Consider the following 16990-nt stretch of genomic DNA (forward strand, 5'->3'; position numbering starts at 1 on the left):
GCGTGGACCGTATCGTGGTCGTCGGGGCGGGAGTCGCCGGCCTGTCCGCAGTCCGGCGTCTCGTCCTCGCCGGACATTCTCCCGTTCTCGTCGCGCCGGATCGCGTCGTGCCGAGCCGGGGGGAAACGCTCTCCGCCACGGCAGCTTCGTTTCTGGACGGGCTCGGCTGGTCCGCCCTGATCGACGACGACACCGCCATGGCCAGTCAAGGACGCTTCTCGATCTGGGGTGACAGCGCCCTGCGCAGAGCGGCCGGGCACGAGCACGGCGCCCATATCGACCGCTCCCTGCTCGAAGGACGGATGGCGGCGTCTCTGGCTGAAAGCGGGATCGAGCGCCTGGCGGAGGCCGTGGTCGGCCTGGAGCATCTTCCCCGCGGCGTCCGCATCGGCTTGGCCGACGGGCAATGGCTGGATGCGGCGGCGGTGATCGATGCGAGCGGCCGGGCCGCGCTCTCGGGTGGACCGACCGCCCACCGGCGGCGCCTCGACCGGCTCGTCTGCGCCTATCAGGTGCACGACGTGCCCGATGACGCCGAGCTTGCCGCAGCGACCCTGGTGGAGGCGGTGGAGTTGGGCTGGTGGTACATGGCACCGATGCCGGGCCGGCGCATGATGATCGGCCTGTTCACCGATTCCGATCTTTTGCCCGCAGGGGCGGCGAAGGATGGCAAGCTCTGGGCGGATGCGGCCAGGGAAACCATCGCCATCGCCGCCCGTCTGGAGAGCCTGGACCTCGACACCGCCTGTGCCTCGCTGTCTCCCCGAGTTGCGCCGGCAGCCTCGATCGTGCCGACCCACTTGATCGAGGGGCGTGTCCTGCGCTCGGGCGACGCGGCGGCCTCCCTCGATCCGCTCGGGGCGAACGGCCTCGCGACGGCGCTCTGGAGCGGCATCCAGGCCGCGGAGGCCGCGCTGGCCCTCATCGCCGACGATCCGGCTCCGGCACTCGCCTACGAGCGCGCCTTTCTCGAAGGCATCGCGCATCACCTCTCCGGGCAGCGGACCCTCTACGCCGCCGAGCGACGCTTTACCGACGCTCCCTTCTGGTCCCGCCGGCATGCTTTCCCCTGAATCCGAGGATGATTCCATGAGACCCGTTTTTCGCTCCCTGCTCACCGCGCTTCTCGCGGTGCTCGTTCCCGTCGCGGCTTGCGCCGACGAGACACGCCGCGTCGAGATCCTCGCTCCGAACGCAGAGACGATCACCCCCAGCGGCACCTGGAGCATCGGCGCACGGGCGGGAGATTTCGTGTTCATCGGCGGGATGCGCGGTGTCGACCGGACCACCGGCGAACTCATCGAGGGCGAGGAGGCTCGTATCCGTCGCATGTTCGACAACATGCTCGCCGCCGCCGCGGTGGCGGGTGCAACGAAGTCCGATGCCGTTCGCCTGACGGTGTTCGTCACGGACGTCGCCCGGCTGCGTCCGATCGTCAACAAAGTACAGAAAGACATCTGGGGCGACGGCCCATATCCACCCCGCACCGTGCTCGAGGTTCCCCGCCTCGACCAGAACGACATCGCCGAGATCGACGGCACCTTCTACCGACCCATCGCCAAATGACGACATTCCGGCGGTGGCCGTAAGGCGCGGTCGACCCTTTCGATCAAGCTCATGAGAACGCTGGAGCTGCGCCCGATCTCATCGACATCGTCATCGATGCCGGCGGCACCCAGACGGGCGGCGACGGCGATGACACGCTGCGAGGCGGCATCGGTGGGGATACCCTCAATGGGGGGCCGGAAACGACACCATGATCGGTGGCGGCGACGTGGTCCAAGACTTTGATATTGCCGAAGGTGATAGACTTGACTTCAGTGTGACAGATGCAGAGCGCAACGTTGCAGGCAACCAGAGCTTTGACTTTATTGGAACCAACACCTTCTCGGGTGAGGCCGGCTGGCTGCGCTTCAGGTTCGGCGGCGGAAACACTTTGGTCCAGGGCGATACCAACGGCGACGGAGCGGCCGACTTCGCCGTCCTCCTCCAAGGCCATCATGTGCTCGACAGCGGATCCTTCATCGTCTGACGGTCCGAGCCTCCGAGAATGACCAGAGAAGGGCGAGGGGCCGGTGGCTCCCCGTCCTTTTTCAACGATCTTGGAGCGTCATCACGCTCCAGAGAACAGGTGTACGATTACAATCGTCGCCGGCATCGATGTCGATCATGAGATGTTCCTGCTTCATGCTCCCGAGACACAGCGATATCGGATCCCTGTAATCTTTGGCATTCTGCGCTTGACGCTGGTATACCAGAAGGCACATGGTGTGAGTGCTCCTCGTGAGGAGCCTTCCTATGAGCAAAACTTTACCCGCCCGGCGTGAGCCGAGGCGGGTTTTTTCGTCGCTTCGCAACCCGCGACGCGCTCGGCCGTTGGCGAACCGGGAAAGGGCGCTGCCTGCGCACGGTGCCGTCGCCACCGGCGAGGAGGCGGGAATCCGGCCTCCGCGCGCCCTCCTCTCTCCCTGGAAGCGAGGCGTGCCGTGAACGACAACGAACATGCCGTCTACGCCATCGCCCCGGAACTCGGCGGCTGGACGGTCTACGACACGAAGACCCTCGAGCCTGCCATGGTGGACGGCATTCGACAGGTCGGATTGTGCCGTGATGCCGCTCACGCCCTCGCCGGCAGCCTGAACGCCATGGAACGGACGGTGCCCGGATCGTCGATCCCCCTTCCCGATGAAGAACCATAGGGTTTCCGAACCCGGGCTCTCGAGGGCAAGGCCCACACGTGGCTTGCCGCTTCGGAACCCGAGGCGATCACGGGCCCAAACAAGCTTCGACCATGTGCAGGCCGAGCGCCATGCGGCTTTTCTTGTCTCCGTTTCCGTCATGAAGCGTCATCGAGGCGGCGATCCCGACAAGTCGACGCAGTCTATTCCACCCGAATTCCTGGGGCCGCGTCACAGAGACAGAGCGAGCATTGCCGAACCCGGAGGATATCGCGGACGTTAGGCAACGACATCGGAATAGGATCCGCGAATGGGACAATGCTGGCCGAACCGTATCTGGATCGTTCGCCACGGTGAGAGCGCCGGCAACGTCGCGAGCGAGGCCGCGCATGGGGCCAATCGTGCGCGGATCGATATCGCCGAGCGCGACGTCGACGTCCCCTTGAGCCGACGGGGCGAGGAACAGGCCGACGCGCTGGGCCGATGGTTCGCGACGCTTCCCCCAGATGAGCGGCCGGAGACGGTGCTGACTTCGCCCTATAGGCGGGCGCGGCAGACCGCTTCCCGCATCCGCGCCGCAGGCGGCTTGGCGCATGAGGCGCCGGAGGATCTCGTCGATGAGCGGCTGCGCGAGAAGGAGCTCGGCATCCTCGACCGCCTGACCCGCTCGGGCGTCGAACAGCTGCATCCCGAACAGGCCGAGATGCGCCGGCGCTTGGGTAAATTCTATCACCGGCCACCGTCCGGCGAGAGCTGGTGCGACGTCATCCTGCGTCTCAGGAGCGCGCTCGACACGGTGTCCCTGCATCACGGCGAGAAGCGCGTCCTCATCGTCGCGCATCAGGTCGTGGTTCTATGCCTGCGCTATCTGCTGGAGGAGATGACCGAGGCGGAGATTCTCGCCATCGATGCCGCTGGCGACGTCGTGAACTGCTCCGTCACGGAATACAGCTTCCAGCCTGAGGAGAAGACGACGGGTAAGCTGAGGCTGGAACGCTACAATTTCGTGGCGCCCCTGTTCGAGGCGGGCGCACCCGTCACCTCCGAACCCGACGCGAACGTGGCGGCCCGGTGATGGAAACGCAGAGCCTCACCCTCGCCCGGCTCCGGACGCTTCGGCTTCCCATCCCCCATGAGGGCAGCAAGGACGAACGCGGCAGCGCCTTCGTCCTCGGCGGCTCCACGGAAGTGCCCGGGGCCGCCCTCCTGGCAGGGGTCGCGGCTCTCAGGGCCGGCGCGGGCAAGCTGAAGATCGCCACCGTCCGCAGCGTGGCCATCCCCCTGGCCCTCGCGATTCCCGAAGCCATGGTCGTCGGCCTGCCGGAAACGCCATCGGGCGGCGTCGAGGCCCAGGGCGCCCTCGATCGGCTGCTGGCGGTGACGAAGGGCTGCGATGCCATCCTGATCGGACCCGGCATGGTCGAGGACCAGGAAACGACCGTTCTGACGATGGCTTTGCTGAAGCAGCACTCGTCCGCCGCCTTCATCCTCGATGCCGCTGCCCTCTGTGGGCTCGGTGCCCACGCGGCCGACATCCGCGCTTTCGGAAGCCGGGCCGTCATCACGCCCCATGCCGGTGAGATGGCCCAGTTGCTGGATCGCAGCCGGGATGAGATCGAGGCCGATCCGTTGCGCGCGGCCGTCGACGCAGCGGCTTCGCTGCAGGTCGTCGTGGTGATGAAGGGCGCCAAGACCTGGATCGTGGATCCGCAGGGGGCGCACTGGTTCTACGAGGGCGGCGGCATCGGCTTGGCGACGTCCGGTTCCGGCGATGCCCTGGCGGGTCTCGTGGTCGGGCTCCTCGCCCGAGGAGCCGCTCCCCTCACCGCGGCCCTGTGGGGGGTCTATCTGCACGGCGAAGCGGGACATCGCCTTGCCGCCGATATCGGCCCGCTGGGTTTCCTCGCGCGGGAGATTTCCGGCCTCGCCCCCGGACTGCTTCAGGAGGCAACGGCCGATTCTGCCACGGTGCCTTGAAGCCAACCACCGGCGTGGCTCGACCGGGCGTTGGCGGGGGAGCTAGGCTGGCGGCGAAAGGTTCCCCGCACGGCAGCGCTCTTCATAGTTTTCCCCGAAATCCCGACGTTTCTTTTTTGGGACCCGCAAGGCAACGCGAGCGTTCATAGGAGACGGACAGCGCTGCGACGCGTCGGTATCAAATAAGACATTCGATAAAGTGGGATGGTATCTATGGCTGCCAAGCAGAAAACCTTGCACGATGCGTTCTATGAGACTCTCAAGGACGTCTATTACGCTGAGAGACAATCCGTTCGCGCTCTGAAGAAGTCGGCCAAGGCCGCCGAGCATGACGAGTTGCGTCAGGCGTTCGAGACCCATGCCGAGGAGAGCGCCGTGCAGGTCGAGCGCCTCCAGCAGGTGTTCGAGATCATTGGCAAGTCCGCACGCTCGAAGACCTGTGAGGCGATGCAGGGCCTGACCGCCGAGATGGAAGAAGATCTCGAGGATTTCGGCGGCAGCCCGGCGGCGGATGCGGTCCTGATCGGCTGCGCCCAAGCGGTCGAGCACTACGAAATCGCGCGCTACGGCACCCTGAAGACCTGGGCGAGCCAGCTCGGCTACGAGGATGCCGCCAAGCTCCTCGACGAGACCCTTCAGGAGGAGAAGAAGACCGACGAGCTCCTGACGCAGATCGCACAGAGCATCAATGTCGAAGGGTCGGACGAGGCTCCGGCCGAGGACGAGGCGCCCCCCCGGAAGAAGGGCGCCAAGGCCAAGGCCGAATAAGGAGTTCCGATCATGGTCGATCCCAGCAAGATCCAGGACCATATGCCGGTCATCGGTTCGGATGGCGGGCATGTGGGCACGGTGGATCATCTCGATGGGCAGCGCATCAAGCTCACCCGGACCGATCCCGAGGCCAAGGGTCAGCACCACTTCATCCATGTCGACTCCATCGACACGGTGGAGGATGGCACGGTGAAGCTGAACCGAACCACCGCCCAAGCCAAGGACGAATGGGGCACGGCGGAATAAGGCCGGGTCTCCGACAGACGTTCGAAGGGGTTGCCATCACGGCAGCCCCTTTTCGTTTCGATCAGGGAACATTTCGGGGCGGGAAGCCCACCGGTGAAGAGATCCGCGAGGGAGAGGGAGGCGCAGGGTTTCCTGCCCCTCGGTGGACAACCTCGGGACCAAGGTGCCGTTGCGGGCTCCGTGAACGCCGGGCTGGGTAATGGCCTCAGTGCCTCCGCCGTTTGGGAGGTGCTCACAACGCAAGGTCACCTTCGACGCGCATGGCCGTCGCGATAAGGAACTGTTCGCTGGCGAATTCTGCACACACGCCATTCAGGGTGGCGGGATGATGCACCTCACCGTCCGGATTGCTGTCCTGGCCGTGCGGTCCTTCGGTTCGGGCGATTAGGCCGGCAAGTAGAGCAGACGGGCGCTTGCCGCCCAATGGTCGCGCCACTGCCGCTGACCTTGTGGGCGGTCAGGTTGTCGAGCACGACCGTGTCACCGTGCTTCAAGGTCGGCACCAAGGTCTCTTCGACATAGCGGCGGAAGCAGATCCCGGTGATCGGTCCGTCTAGGAGCGGCGTATCGAGGATCAGGCTAATGAACGCGGACTCGGTCGGCTGATCGGAGCAACCGGCAAATGGTTCGACCCTCCGCAACACACGGTATTCGCCTCCGCTCTCCAGCACGCAAGCAATGCGTGCCGAACGGGTTGCGTCACCTCGACCGTTTCCTTGCCTTCAAGCTCACCGTCGCGTGGCCTTTCAAGGCCGTGACCTGCTCGTAGATAGACACGGTTGCGTTGGCTCAACGCGACGAGCCGAGCCTCGGTGCCCGATGGAGACAGCACGTGTCAGGGCTCGGGACACCAAAGGCAGACAGGCCAGACGATCCTACGGCTTGACCGCAGCCTTCTTCGACGGCTCCGCGGATTTGATGCTGCCTGTCTCCGATACCCGATCCCGAGCCTGCTCGACGCGCTTCCTGGAAGCGGCAGCTGCGCGCTGAGAGCTGGCAAGCTGGCCTTTGGCTGCGTCGCGAGCCGACACAGCTTGGCTGAGTTCCTCTCGAGCAGAGGCGAGCTTACCTTGCCACTCACGCAAGAGTTCGCCGTTTGCCTGCTCCAGCTCTTTTTGCCGGTCGACCAACCCGTTTCGCTCTGTCTGCAAGAGGCTGACCTGATTCGTCAGATCGCGGTTGAGCGAAGCTTTGTTCGCGAATGCACCCCATCCTGCAAGAGCGTAAACTCCCAGGATCAAATTGAGCGCGACAGTCCGTGTCGGCGTCCAAGCAAAAAGCAGCTGGAGTTTCCAGCGTAGCAGTTCGAGCATGCGAGGCATGGCCGTTTGACTCCCATCTCAACTGGGCGGACCCCAATGGTCCGAACGGCTGATCGATTGAGTAAGAGAGAATGCCCGCTCAGCGTTAATGCTTGCTTACGAAGGGGCACCGGTCGGTCGTGGATGTACGACGAGGTCGCCGTCGATGAACGCCACGCTGAAAGAGGTTGAAGGTCCTGATCCCGATTGGCCGAAACGGGTTGGGGCGAAATCACTCACGCTTGCCGTCATGGTATCGGCGGAGCAGGCGAGTGCCGTTCCGCCGCTGTCGTGGAGCTTGGTCCGGATCAAATACGCCTGCGCGCCGTTTGATGGAGAGAGGAGCCGTGCCATGACCCTTTCCCCATTCATAAAGCTCGACCTCGTCCGACTGCCTGACGGTCGGGTCGGAGCCATCGTTGGCGTCTGGAACCTCGGCGAAGCCTACGAGGTCGATGTCGGCGGCGTTTGCGAGACGTGGTCGACCGACGACCTTACGCCGACGGCCTAACCCTCGACGGTTGGCACATCCGCAAACGCGGTGCCTCCGTACGGAGGCACAGGTAGATTTTTCGTGCCGAGACGTCAGCGTCGGCGCCGATCATATTGTCCGAGCATCGTTCCGCCGCTGAAGCTCTTCCGGGACAGCGTGAGCCTGGTTCTGGCGGGTTATGAGTTCGGCGACACCGACGGGTCGGTAGCCCCATGCATCGACGCCGACATCGCATGAGAAGCGGGTGTCGAGTAGCGATCCATGTGTGTGGCCATACAGGTGCCGCGTCCCGCGCCACAGGCCGGGCCAGGCGCGATGCGCGTAATGCGCGAGAAACAGCCGCCATTCCGTGCCATCGGCATCGCTGACAGTGATCCGCGCAGTTTCCTGCGGCGGTTTCACCCACGGCAATTCAAGAACCCGATCGGTGTCGTGATTGCCGCGGATCAGTCGCTTTCGGCCTTTTAGGGCCGCGAAGATCTCCGCGCAGCGCCCCCGGCTCGCTCCGGCTGCGAAATCGCCGAGATGCCAGACGTCGTCGTCCGTGCCGACAACGTCGTTCCAACCCTCGATCAGAGCCGCGTCGTGATCATCGAGTGATCCGAACGCCCCTCCACGCTGACGCAGGATGTGAGCATCCCCGAAATGGGTGTCTGAGGTGAAGAAAGTAGCCATACGGATCCGACGGCGCCGCATGCTTCAGGCAGCGACCTGCCATTCAAACTCATCCGACTCAGCTTGGATCGACCCGACTCGAAAAATTGTAGGGTGGTACGAACTCACCGCGCTCACGCGTTTCCGTTCGCTCAACACAAGCTTCGAAACATAAGGAGGGGCGCTGCAACGAACCGGTAGCTACGTGGTCGCCAGGGCTTTTCAGGAAGCCAGCAATCAGCAGCTACGTCATTGAGATATTTGGTGGGTGCACAAGGGTTCGAACCTTGGACCCGCTGATTAAGAGTCAGCTGCTCTACCAACTGAGCTATGCACCCATTGCCTTGCGGCAATCGCGGCGGCCACCAAAACCCGCTGCGACGAGGGGGCTGATAGCAAAGGCCCCGGAGGGTGTCCACCCCCGGGGCTTCATTTTCCCGGCTAAACCGATGCGGCGTGCTGGGCGTGGAGGCGAACCGCCGTCGCCGAGAGCTTGTTCAGGGCCGAGAGATAGGCGCGGGCCGAGGCCACGAGCGTGTCGGGATCGGCGCCCCGCGCCGTCACGCTGCGGTCGCCGGCCTTGAGGCGGACGGAGACCTCGGCCTGGGCGTCGGTCCCCTCGGTCACGGCGTCGACCTTGTAGAGTTCGAGCTGCGCCTCATGCGGGACCAGGGCCTGGATCGCGTTGAACACCGCGTCCACAGGACCATTGCCGTCGGCCTCCTCGGTGACGATGCGGTCGTCGATGGCGAGCTTCATCGTCGCGCGCTGGGGGCCTCGCGTCCCGGCGATGACCGAGAGCGAGACCAGGCGGATGCGATCATGGGCCGTGGCGAGGTTCTGATCGACCAGGGCCTCGATATCCTCGTCGTAGACGTGCTTCTTGCGGTCGGCGAGCGCCTTGAACCGGTCGAACACGTCCTGCAGCTGATTGTCGGCGAGATGCAGGCCGAGCTCCTCCAGCTTCGAGCGGAAGGCCGCGCGGCCCGAATGCTTGCCCATCACCAGCGAAGTCTTGGCGACGCCGACCGAGGCCGGCGTCATGATCTCGTAGGTCTCGGTATGCTTGAGCATGCCGTCCTGGTGGATGCCGCTTTCATGCGCGAAGGCGTTCCGGCCGACGATGGCCTTGTTGTACTGCACGGGGAAGTTCGTCGCGTGGGAGACGAGCTTCGAGGCGCGGGTGAGCATCGTGGTCTCGATGCCGGTCTCGTAGGGCATCACGTCGCCACGGGTGCGGATCGCCATGACGATCTCCTCGAGCGCGGCGTTGCCCGCGCGCTCGCCGATCCCGTTCACCGTGCACTCCACCTGCCGGGCGCCGCCCTCGACACCGGCCAGCGAATTGGCGATGGCGAGGCCGAGATCGTCGTGGCAATGGACCGAGAAGATCGCCTTGTCGGAATTCGGCACCCGCTCGCGCACCTGGCAGAACATGCTGCGGTATTCGTCCGGCGTGGCGTAGCCCACCGTGTCGGGCAGGTTGATCGTGGTCGCGCCCGAGCGGATCGCCGCCTCGACGCAACGGCACAGGTAGTCGATCGGCGTACGCGTCGCGTCCATGGCCGACCATTCCACGTCCTCGACGAGGTCGCGGGCCTGCGCCACGGTCTTGAGGATGATCTCGATCACCTCGTCCTGGGATTTGCGCATCTGGTGGGCGAGGTGGATCGGCGAGGTCGAGACGAAGGTATGGATGCGGCCGCGCCGGGCGAGGCGGACGGCTTCGCCGGCCCGGGCGATATCGGCCGGAATGGCGCGGGCGAGGCCGGCGATGGTGGCGCGCTTCGCGCGGCGGGCGATCTCGGAGACGGCCTCGAAATCGCCGATCGAAGCGATGGGGAAGCCCGCCTCGATGATGTCGACCCCCATCGCGTCGAGGAGTTCGGCGACGGCGAGCTTCTCGTCCAGGGTCATGGTGGCGCCGGGGCATTGCTCGCCATCGCGCAGGGTGGTGTCGAAGATGAGGACCCTGTCCTTCGGAGAGGCCGCGGTTGGGGCGATGATGTCGGTCATGGCGTGTCGTCCTGTCGGAGGCGCGGTCGCTTCGGGACGCGGCGCCTTTTAAACCCATCGATCGGCTCGACCGGACTTTTCGGAGTCACGGCCGCGAAACGATCCCCTGAGTGCCCAGGCGCAGGCGCCCGGCCGGCCCTCAGGGGCGGATAAGGAGGAGAAGGCCGGCGGAAAGAGCACCAGGGCGCGCAGAACCGCGCGCGGCCGTGAAGGCAGCGTCGGCGATGTCCTGCGTGGAGCCGGCGGTGGCCAAGGCTCGTCTCTCCCGAATGGCGTGACAGGCGCGCGAAGCACGCGGTCAGGCGGCTACGTAAACCCCGGCGCTTCCGTTGACAAGGATCGCACTGCGACCGCCCCGACCGGTGTCAAATCTTCGTGGGCGTCACCCCGGGCCATTGCCCCGGTCCGGTTCGCGACCAGCCTTACCCCAATCCGCTCGCTGCTCTTTGCACGGCGGCAAGGCACGGACCCATCCGTGCTTATAAATCAACCGGAAGGAAACCCCTCTCTCATGTCGCGCACCTTCATGCGTCGCCTCGCTCTGCCGGGCCTGGTCCTCATCGCCGGCACCGCTCCGGGCTTCGCCATCGACCTCACCAAGAGCATCGACATCGCGGCTCCGCCGGCCAAGGTCTGGTCGACGATCGGCGATTTCTGCGGCATCGGCACCTGGCACCCGGCCATCGCCAAATGCGAGCCCTCCTCCAAGGGAAGCACGATGCTGCGCACCCTCAGCCTCAAGGGTGGCGGCGCCATCGTCGAATCGCAGACGGCACGCGACGACACGGCGATGCGCTACACATACGCCATCGTCGAGAGCCCCCTGCCGGTCTCCGATTACTCCTCCACCCTCGCGGTGAGCCCGAAAGGGTCCGGCTCGACGGTGACGTGGACGGGAACCTTCAAGGCGAAGGGCGTCCCGGATACGGTCGCGGCCGATGCCATCACGGGAATCTACGAATCCGGTCTCGCGGCGATCGCCGAGAAGGCAAAATGACCCGCTGACACGAGACTGGAATATGACGACATGGGATCGTCGCCGGAGCCCAGGCCCGGCGATTGACCAGCGGGTTGCGTGAGGGCAAGAACTTGCCCGAAGAGCGAGATTTCGGCGCAGCGGCTACGCTGCGCCGGCCCGTCGCGCCGGAACGTGAAGGAATAGCTCCGTGACCAAGAACCTGGTGCTACCACGACGCGCCGGCCTGACGCTGGTCACCTTCCTTGCCGCTGCGCTCGGCGCCTGCAGTGCATCCGGTCCTTCCCCCAAAGCGGCGGTGGCGCCCATTGCCGCCACGGTCGCTGCCGCCCCAGCCCCCTCGCCGACGGGCTCGGGCTGCGGTCCCAGCATCGCCCGCACCCAGGCCGTGGTCGACAGCGATGTCGCGACCGGCAACCTCAACCCGCCGGTGGGCGCGCGCTTCTCGGCCGACCTCGCGCGCGCTTCCGAGGCCTGCAATGCCGGGCGGGTCCGTGAGGCCATCGGACTGCTTGCCGCCGCCAAGGCGCGTTACGGCTACCCGTAGACCGAAGCGGGTCGTCGTTCGTTGCGCTTCGCCCTTCGGATGCGCATGTCCTGATCTGACGTGACCGCTGGCCGCGGGGCGCCCGGACCTCATCACGAAGGCGTGACGGCGCCCCACCGGAAAATGGCGCGGCGCGATGGGAGACGTGCTCAGGACATGCGCCGGAGCCGCTCTATCCAGCAGAATACTGCTGGAAATACCTGCCTTTCCCGGCGATCACTTGCAAGCTCTCGTCCGGCGACTTGAAAGCAACACGGGCCACATCCCTGCTGCGCCGCCATAAAAGGGCCGGGAAATGACCTACTGTCAGGGACGACGAATTTTGGTGACAGGCCCCGCGACGCATGAGCTCAGCGCCCAACAACATCACGCGCTTGCCGACCGCGAACGTGACCGCGATCGAGACTAGAGACGCGCTGGCCAAGGAGGAGCGGGCCCGGGCCAACGAACTGGCGGTGAACGACGACCGCGAGATGCTCCCCCAGCGGGACGACGAAGCGCGGCGGGAACTGGCGCTCGAGGGCGCGGATGACGAGACGTTTTCCCTCGTTCCCATGCCACAGCCCGATCACAACTGGAGCTATATGCTGATCAGCTTCGGCATCGTCGTGCTCCTGCCCCTATGCCTGCTCGGAATGTATTTCCTGTTCCTCGCCACGCCGCAATACTTTGCCGAGTTCCGGTTTTCGGTGACCGAGGTGACCCCCTCGGCCGGCCCTCTCGGCGGAGGGGCGAGCGGGGGTACGACTGCATCGGCAGTCGCCAGCGCCATGGGAGGTCACGGCGCTGCAGTCGGCGGCGGCAGCGCGCAGAACTTCGTCGTGATCGACTATCTCAAGAGCCGTCAGGTCGTCGACGAACTGTCACAGACCGTCGATGTCCGCGAGATCTACAGCCGCCCCGAGATCGATTGGCCGAATCGGTTCGACAGAAGCCGGTCGACAGAGCACTTGGTGCGATACTGGAACAAGATGGTCTGGGCGAATTACGATCCGCTCACCGGGCTCGCCTCCGTCGAGATCAAGGCGTTCCGTCCCGACGATGCCCTGACCATCGCCAATCAGCTCGTCACCTTGTCTGAGACCCTCGTCAACAAGATCGCCAAGCGCGCCGAGGAAGATGCCGTCAAGTTCGCCGAGCAGGAGGTCGTCCGTGCCAAGGCCAGCCTCGACAAGGCCCGTGCCGCCATGGCCGAGTTCCGCGAGAAGGAGGGTGTGATCGATCCGATACCCAGCGTCGTCTCGGGCAACACCCAGCTCATCGGCACCCTGCGCGGATCGGTGTCACAGCTCGAGGCGGATTACGACACGATCCGCAGACAGAATCTCAGCGAGACGGCCCCTTCGGTCCTGGCTCTCAAGTCCCGCGTCCAGGCGGCGCGCGAGCAGCTGGCCTCCGTCGAGCGCGAAGTCTCCGGCAGCCGCTCCGGCCGCAATGTCCTGGCGGGCGTCGTCGCCCGGTTCGAGTCACTCGATATGGATCGGCAATATGCGCAGGCGATCCTGCTCACGTCGTTGCAATCCCTCGACCGTGCACGGGCCAACGCAGCCGCCCAGCATCTTTATCTCACGCCTTACGTTCGCCCAGCACTACCCGAAAGTGCAGGCGGCCCGCGCGTCCTCCTGTCGATGATGCTCGGAGGCTTCGTGCTCGCATCGATCTGGTTCATCGGCCTGCTCAGCGTGCGCTCGCTCTTGAACAGTCGCGCCTGAGCGAATCCAACCTTCGGCATCGGACAAAGTTTCTGGCTCATGACGAGGCGACACCTGGCACGAGGCAACACTTGGCACGAGGCGCGTGAGGGGCGGTCTCACGACCGGCCCTCGCCTAATCTGGCATCCTTGGACCTCGACTAAAACGATGGCAAATTCTTCGATCGCGCTTCCGACCGCCTCTTCGAAGCCAAGAGTACGACCATGGCTGACGATCGTGGTCGCGTTGATTGTCCGTGATTTCGGACTCCGCTTCCGCAATTACCACCCAGCCATCGGCATCCTGCTCTTCATCGAACCGATCATCGTCATCGCGACCATGTCTGGATTGAAGATCTTTCTCTTTGGAAAGGAGCCGCCTTTCGGACCGTCAGTTCTTCTCTTTATGGGAACCGGCATACTTCCATTCTATATCTTTCGGCGTTGTGCCACCGGTGTTCGCGGCCTCAAGTCGCGAGCATTAGAGTATTACTTGGTTAAACCATTTGATTTTCTTGTGTCTCGCTTCTTAATTAGCATTATACAAAATATAATTCTCATGATCATCTTTTTTTCTGCGCTTTATATCTACGGAATCCGGGAGGCTGCGCCCGTGTTACCTGATATGTGCCTCATCAGCCTCTTTGCTATTGCTTGTTTCTCTATAGGAATATCACTCATCAATACAAGCATCCAGTCGTACTTCCCTGGATGGGCGCAAGTTTACGGATTCTTGAGCAGACCAGTCATGATGTTCAGTGGGGCGTTCAGGACCGTTGATCTATCCCCTGAACCTCTTCGAACGATTTATTCATGGAATCCGCTCTCGCACATGATTGAGCTGTTCCGGCTGGGATTCTATCCGAATTATCCTCACGCGAGCTTCGATGGAATTTATCTGACCAAATGGTGCGCAGGCGTCATTTTCGTCGGGATCCTGTTCTACAACAATAAAGCCAAAGACTGATTCGATTGGTCTTTGTCTACGGCATATCGAGCGCTAGGCTCACCTTCATCACAGTGCCGTCATCCTTGTCCGGATGGGCCGAGAAGCCGAGGTTGCGGCACACGGCCAGCATGGGGCGGTTCTCCCGAAGGACCGTGCCCTCGATGCGCTTCAGGCCCTCCGCCCTCGCCCAGTCGATCATCAACTGCATCAGCGCGAAGCCGAGGCCGGTACCCTTGCGATCGCTGCGGACCAGGATGGCGTACTCGCCGCTCTCATGGTTGGCATCCGCGTGCAGGCGGACCGCGCCGAGCATCGACGCCGTCTCCGCGTCGATGGCGACGAAGGCGATGGCGCGGGCATAGTCGAGCTGCGTCAGCCGGGCCAGGAAGGCATGGTTGAAGTCGCGCACGGGCATGAAGAAGCGCAGGCGCAGGTCTTCGGCGCTGACCTGCTCGAAGAAGCTCTTGAACAGCCCCTCATCTTCTGGCCGCACCGGGCGCACGGTGACCCGCTCGCCCTTCAACACGAGATTGCGCTCCCATTCCACCGGATAGGGGCGGATGGCGAAGCGCGGGTTCCGGGTGCCGCCGCGCCGCTCCGGGGCGGGGCCGATCATCACGCGGGCATCCAGGGCCAGCACGCCGTTGGCATCGGCGAGCAGGGGATTGATGTCGAGTTCGCGCACCTCCGGCAGGTCGGCCGAGAGTTGGGCGAGCTTGACCAGGACGAGGCCGAGCGCCCTCCGGTCCACTGCGGGCACGTCGCGATAGGCGGCAAGCCGCCGCGCCACCCGCGTACGGTCGATGAGTTCGCTGGCGAGCCGGAGATCGAGGGGCGGCAGGCTGAGCGCCCGGTCGTCGATGACCTCCACGGCGACGCCGCCCCGCCCGAACACCACGACGGGGCCGAAGACGGGATCCTCGGCGAGGCCGGCAATGAGCTCGCGGCGCTTACCCTTGCGCACCATGGGCTGGACCGCGAACCCCATGATCCGCGCATCCGGCCGCTGCCGCCGGGCCCGGGTGAGGATGTCGGCGGCGGCGATGCGCACATCCGCCTCGCTGGTGAGATCCAGGCGCACCCCGCCGACATCGGATTTGTGGACGATGTCCGGTGAGACCACCTTCAACGCCACCGCGCCGCCCTCGGCGATGATGGGCCAGGCAGCCGCCGCGGCGGCATCGACATCGGGAGCGAGCGTGAGCGGCACGCTGTCGATCCGGTAGGCGGCCAGGAGGCCCGCCACGGCGAGGGGATCGAGCCAGATCTCCCCCGCTTCCAGGGCCGTCGCCACGATGGCGCGGGCGGCCTCGACATCGGGCGAGAATTCCCGCGGCAGAGAATCCGGCGTGCGCATCAGGTCGTCCTGCGCCTCGCGGTAGCGGACCAGATGCATGAAGCCTTCCACGGCATCGGCATCGGTGGCGAAACGCGGGATGCCGGCGGCGGCGAGCACCGCGCCGGCCTCTCCGTCATCGCCCACCGTCACCGCGAAGACGGGCTTGCGCCGCCCGCCCCTGCGCCGGGCCGCGCTCACCGTGTCGGCGATGGCCGCGGCGACCCCGGCGCTGTCGGAGCGGGCCGTCGGCACGTGGATCGCCAGCACGGCGTCGTTGGCCGGGTCGGCGAGAAGGGGCCCAAGGGCGTCGGCATAGGCCTGCGCATCCGCCTCGACGCCGAGATCGGCGGGATTGCCGCCGAGCCCCGCCGCGGCCAGGGTGCCGCCCCGGTCCGCGAGCCTGTCGGCGGCGAGCGCGCCGATGCCCTCGCCATTCCCCAGGATGGCGAGGCGCTGGCCGGGGAAGGGGCGCTGCCGGCCCAGCGTCTCCACCGCCGAGAACATGGCGTCCAGCCCGTCGACGCTGAGCAATCCCGCCCGCCGGAACGCCGCCTCGTAGACGGCATCCGGCCGGGCGAGGGCGCCGGTATGGGTCACCGTGTGGCGCAGGGGCGCCTCGTGGCGCCCCGTGCGCAGCACCAGGACGGGTTTGGCGCGCGCCGCCGCGCGGGCGGCCGACATGAACTTGCGCGCATTGGGAATCACGTTCAGCGACAGCAGGATCGCGCGGGTGTGGATGTCCGCGGCGAAATGGTCGAGGCAATCGGCGATGTCGATGTCGCAGGCGGCGCCCAGGGACAGGACGGCCGAGAACCCGACATCGCGATGCGCGGCCCAGGCCACGATGCCGGCGGCCACCGTGCCCGATTGCGAGATGAGGGCGAGATCGCCGGCTTTCGGCGCCGCCGCGAACAGACTGGCATCCAGTTGGGCACGCGGCACGATCAGCCCCATGCTGTTGGGGCCGAGGAGGCGCATGCCCCATTGCCTCGCACGGTTGCGCACCGCCTCGCAGAGGTCCTGCGACAGGCCGGACGTGAGGATGGCGGCCACGGCGACACCCCGCAGGCCCGCCTTCTCGACCCAGCCTTCCACCGACGCGGCCTCCGCGACGATCACGACGAGATCCGGCGTGTCATCCAGGTCGTCGAGGGTGGGAAGGCCCGCTTCGCCGACGAGATGAACCGGGCCGGCGAACCCGGCCTTCTCCAGATTGCCGACCACGGCTTGGCCGAGCGCGCCCCGGCCGAGGCCGACGACCGCGATCGCCCGTGGCGCCAGCAACGCCTCGAAGCGATAGGTGCTCATGAACTGGCGTGACCTTCGATCAGGCCGGCGCGGCGGAATGCGAC

17 protein-coding genes, 1 tRNA gene and 1 pseudogene are annotated in these 16990 nt (G+C 65.3%); 13 read left to right on the plus strand and 6 right to left on the minus strand.

Annotation, left to right across the window (positions count from 1 at the left end):
* Positions 1–2: 2 nt before the first annotated feature.
* From ASF32_RS01400 to ASF32_RS01435, 8 genes are all read left to right on the plus strand, one after another.
* Positions 3–1073, plus strand: coding sequence for a tryptophan 7-halogenase (locus tag ASF32_RS01400; RefSeq protein ID WP_056422541.1), 1071 nt, complete (start codon positions 3–5; stop codon positions 1071–1073).
* Between the two features lie 16 nt (positions 1074–1089).
* Positions 1090–1566: a RidA family protein gene (locus tag ASF32_RS01405; RefSeq protein WP_056422544.1), complete on the plus strand. Its 477-nt coding sequence runs from the start codon at positions 1090–1092 to the stop codon at positions 1564–1566.
* Between the two features lie 190 nt (positions 1567–1756).
* The gene (locus ASF32_RS01410; protein ID WP_056422548.1) at positions 1757–2032 is read left to right on the plus strand and encodes a hypothetical protein; all 276 of its coding nucleotides are present in this window, start codon (positions 1757–1759) and stop codon (positions 2030–2032) included.
* A gap of 454 nt (positions 2033–2486) precedes the next feature.
* Positions 2487–2699, plus strand: a complete 213-nt coding sequence (locus tag ASF32_RS01415; RefSeq protein WP_056422550.1) for a hypothetical protein — start codon at positions 2487–2489, stop codon at positions 2697–2699.
* Positions 2700–2988: 289 nt separating this feature from the next.
* Complete coding sequence (locus ASF32_RS01420; RefSeq protein ID WP_056422553.1) at positions 2989–3753, plus strand: histidine phosphatase family protein; 765 nt, start codon at positions 2989–2991, stop codon at positions 3751–3753.
* Positions 3753–4655, plus strand: a complete 903-nt coding sequence (locus tag ASF32_RS01425) for an NAD(P)H-hydrate dehydratase (RefSeq protein ID WP_056422558.1) — start codon at positions 3753–3755, stop codon at positions 4653–4655. Before ASF32_RS01420 ends, ASF32_RS01425 begins: the two co-directional genes overlap by 1 nt.
* 213 nt (positions 4656–4868) lie before the next feature.
* On the plus strand, positions 4869–5423 hold the full coding sequence (locus ASF32_RS01430; protein ID WP_056422562.1) for a ferritin-like domain-containing protein: 555 nt from the start codon (positions 4869–4871) through the stop codon (positions 5421–5423).
* 12 nt (positions 5424–5435) lie between these two features.
* Positions 5436–5672, plus strand: coding sequence for a DUF2171 domain-containing protein (locus ASF32_RS01435; RefSeq protein ID WP_056422565.1), 237 nt, complete (start codon positions 5436–5438; stop codon positions 5670–5672).
* Between the two features lie 387 nt (positions 5673–6059).
* On the opposite strand, the pseudogene ASF32_RS26225 reads toward ASF32_RS01435, so the two are convergent.
* Both ASF32_RS26225 and ASF32_RS01440 read right to left on the minus strand, forming a co-directional pair.
* Positions 6060–6235, minus strand: a pseudogene (locus tag ASF32_RS26225) (IS630 family transposase); the annotation flags it as partial.
* A 312-nt stretch (positions 6236–6547) separates the two neighbouring features.
* Positions 6548–6994, minus strand: coding sequence for a hypothetical protein (locus tag ASF32_RS01440; protein WP_244478197.1), 447 nt, complete (start codon positions 6992–6994; stop codon positions 6548–6550).
* A gap of 145 nt (positions 6995–7139) precedes the next feature.
* On the opposite strand from ASF32_RS01440, the gene ASF32_RS01445 reads away from it, so the two are divergent.
* Positions 7140–7484, plus strand: a complete 345-nt coding sequence (locus ASF32_RS01445; protein WP_056454640.1) for a hypothetical protein — start codon at positions 7140–7142, stop codon at positions 7482–7484.
* Positions 7485–7574: 90 nt separating this feature from the next.
* Here the strand turns inward: ASF32_RS01445 and ASF32_RS01450 are convergent, their stop codons facing one another.
* From ASF32_RS01450 to ASF32_RS01460, 3 genes are all read right to left on the minus strand, one after another.
* A complete protein-coding gene (locus ASF32_RS01450; protein ID WP_056422570.1) occupies positions 7575–8141 on the minus strand; it encodes a metallophosphoesterase in 567 nt (188 codons plus the stop codon).
* Positions 8142–8382: 241 nt separating this feature from the next.
* Positions 8383–8458, minus strand: a tRNA-Lys gene (locus tag ASF32_RS01455).
* A 103-nt stretch (positions 8459–8561) separates the two neighbouring features.
* On the minus strand, positions 8562–10136 hold the full coding sequence (locus ASF32_RS01460) for a 2-isopropylmalate synthase (protein ID WP_244478196.1): 1575 nt from the start codon (positions 10134–10136) through the stop codon (positions 8562–8564).
* 511 nt (positions 10137–10647) lie between these two features.
* On the opposite strand from ASF32_RS01460, the gene ASF32_RS01465 reads away from it, so the two are divergent.
* The 4 genes from ASF32_RS01465 to ASF32_RS01480 all read left to right on the plus strand — a co-directional run bounded on the left by ASF32_RS01465 (position 10648) and on the right by ASF32_RS01480 (position 14317).
* Positions 10648–11133, plus strand: a complete 486-nt coding sequence (locus tag ASF32_RS01465) for an SRPBCC family protein (RefSeq protein ID WP_056422573.1) — start codon at positions 10648–10650, stop codon at positions 11131–11133.
* A 169-nt stretch (positions 11134–11302) separates the two neighbouring features.
* The gene (locus ASF32_RS01470) at positions 11303–11659 is read left to right on the plus strand and encodes a hypothetical protein (RefSeq protein ID WP_156467630.1); all 357 of its coding nucleotides are present in this window, start codon (positions 11303–11305) and stop codon (positions 11657–11659) included.
* Between the two features lie 344 nt (positions 11660–12003).
* Entirely contained in the window at positions 12004–13371 is a 1368-nt protein-coding gene (locus ASF32_RS01475) for a hypothetical protein (protein WP_056422576.1), read from the plus strand.
* Between the two features lie 148 nt (positions 13372–13519).
* A complete protein-coding gene (locus ASF32_RS01480; RefSeq protein WP_056422579.1) occupies positions 13520–14317 on the plus strand; it encodes an ABC transporter permease in 798 nt (265 codons plus the stop codon).
* A gap of 16 nt (positions 14318–14333) precedes the next feature.
* Here the strand turns inward: ASF32_RS01480 and ASF32_RS01485 are convergent, their stop codons facing one another.
* Entirely contained in the window at positions 14334–16946 is a 2613-nt protein-coding gene (locus ASF32_RS01485) for a bifunctional acetate--CoA ligase family protein/GNAT family N-acetyltransferase (protein ID WP_056422582.1), read from the minus strand.
* Between the last annotated feature and the right edge of the window lie 44 nt (positions 16947–16990).

This window comes from Methylobacterium sp. Leaf91 (assembly GCF_001422815.1).
Lineage (GTDB): Bacteria > Pseudomonadota > Alphaproteobacteria > Rhizobiales > Beijerinckiaceae > Methylobacterium.

What these genes read in the sequence shown, in the direction of transcription:
- ASF32_RS01460 (WP_244478196.1), bottom strand. Translation starts at nt 10,136, where the DNA reads ATGACCGACATCATCGCCCCAACCGCGGCCTCTCCGAAGGACAGGGTC.
- ASF32_RS01465 (WP_056422573.1), top strand. Translation starts at nt 10,648, where the DNA reads ATGTCGCGCACCTTCATGCGTCGCCTCGCTCTGCCGGGCCTGGTCCTC.
- ASF32_RS01425 (WP_056422558.1), top strand. Translation starts at nt 3,753, where the DNA reads ATGGAAACGCAGAGCCTCACCCTCGCCCGGCTCCGGACGCTTCGGCTT.
- ASF32_RS01450 (WP_056422570.1), bottom strand. Translation starts at nt 8,141, where the DNA reads ATGGCTACTTTCTTCACCTCAGACACCCATTTCGGGGATGCTCACATC.
- ASF32_RS01430 (WP_056422562.1), top strand. Translation starts at nt 4,869, where the DNA reads ATGGCTGCCAAGCAGAAAACCTTGCACGATGCGTTCTATGAGACTCTC.
- ASF32_RS01485 (WP_056422582.1), bottom strand. Translation starts at nt 16,946, where the DNA reads ATGAGCACCTATCGCTTCGAGGCGTTGCTGGCGCCACGGGCGATCGCG.
- ASF32_RS01405 (WP_056422544.1), top strand. Translation starts at nt 1,090, where the DNA reads ATGAGACCCGTTTTTCGCTCCCTGCTCACCGCGCTTCTCGCGGTGCTC.
- ASF32_RS01440 (WP_244478197.1), bottom strand. Translation starts at nt 6,994, where the DNA reads ATGCCTCGCATGCTCGAACTGCTACGCTGGAAACTCCAGCTGCTTTTT.
- ASF32_RS01480 (WP_056422579.1), top strand. Translation starts at nt 13,520, where the DNA reads ATGGCAAATTCTTCGATCGCGCTTCCGACCGCCTCTTCGAAGCCAAGA.
- ASF32_RS01475 (WP_056422576.1), top strand. Translation starts at nt 12,004, where the DNA reads ATGAGCTCAGCGCCCAACAACATCACGCGCTTGCCGACCGCGAACGTG.
- ASF32_RS01435 (WP_056422565.1), top strand. Translation starts at nt 5,436, where the DNA reads ATGGTCGATCCCAGCAAGATCCAGGACCATATGCCGGTCATCGGTTCG.
- ASF32_RS01420 (WP_056422553.1), top strand. Translation starts at nt 2,989, where the DNA reads ATGGGACAATGCTGGCCGAACCGTATCTGGATCGTTCGCCACGGTGAG.
- ASF32_RS01445 (WP_056454640.1), top strand. Translation starts at nt 7,140, where the DNA reads ATGAACGCCACGCTGAAAGAGGTTGAAGGTCCTGATCCCGATTGGCCG.
- ASF32_RS01410 (WP_056422548.1), top strand. Translation starts at nt 1,757, where the DNA reads ATGATCGGTGGCGGCGACGTGGTCCAAGACTTTGATATTGCCGAAGGT.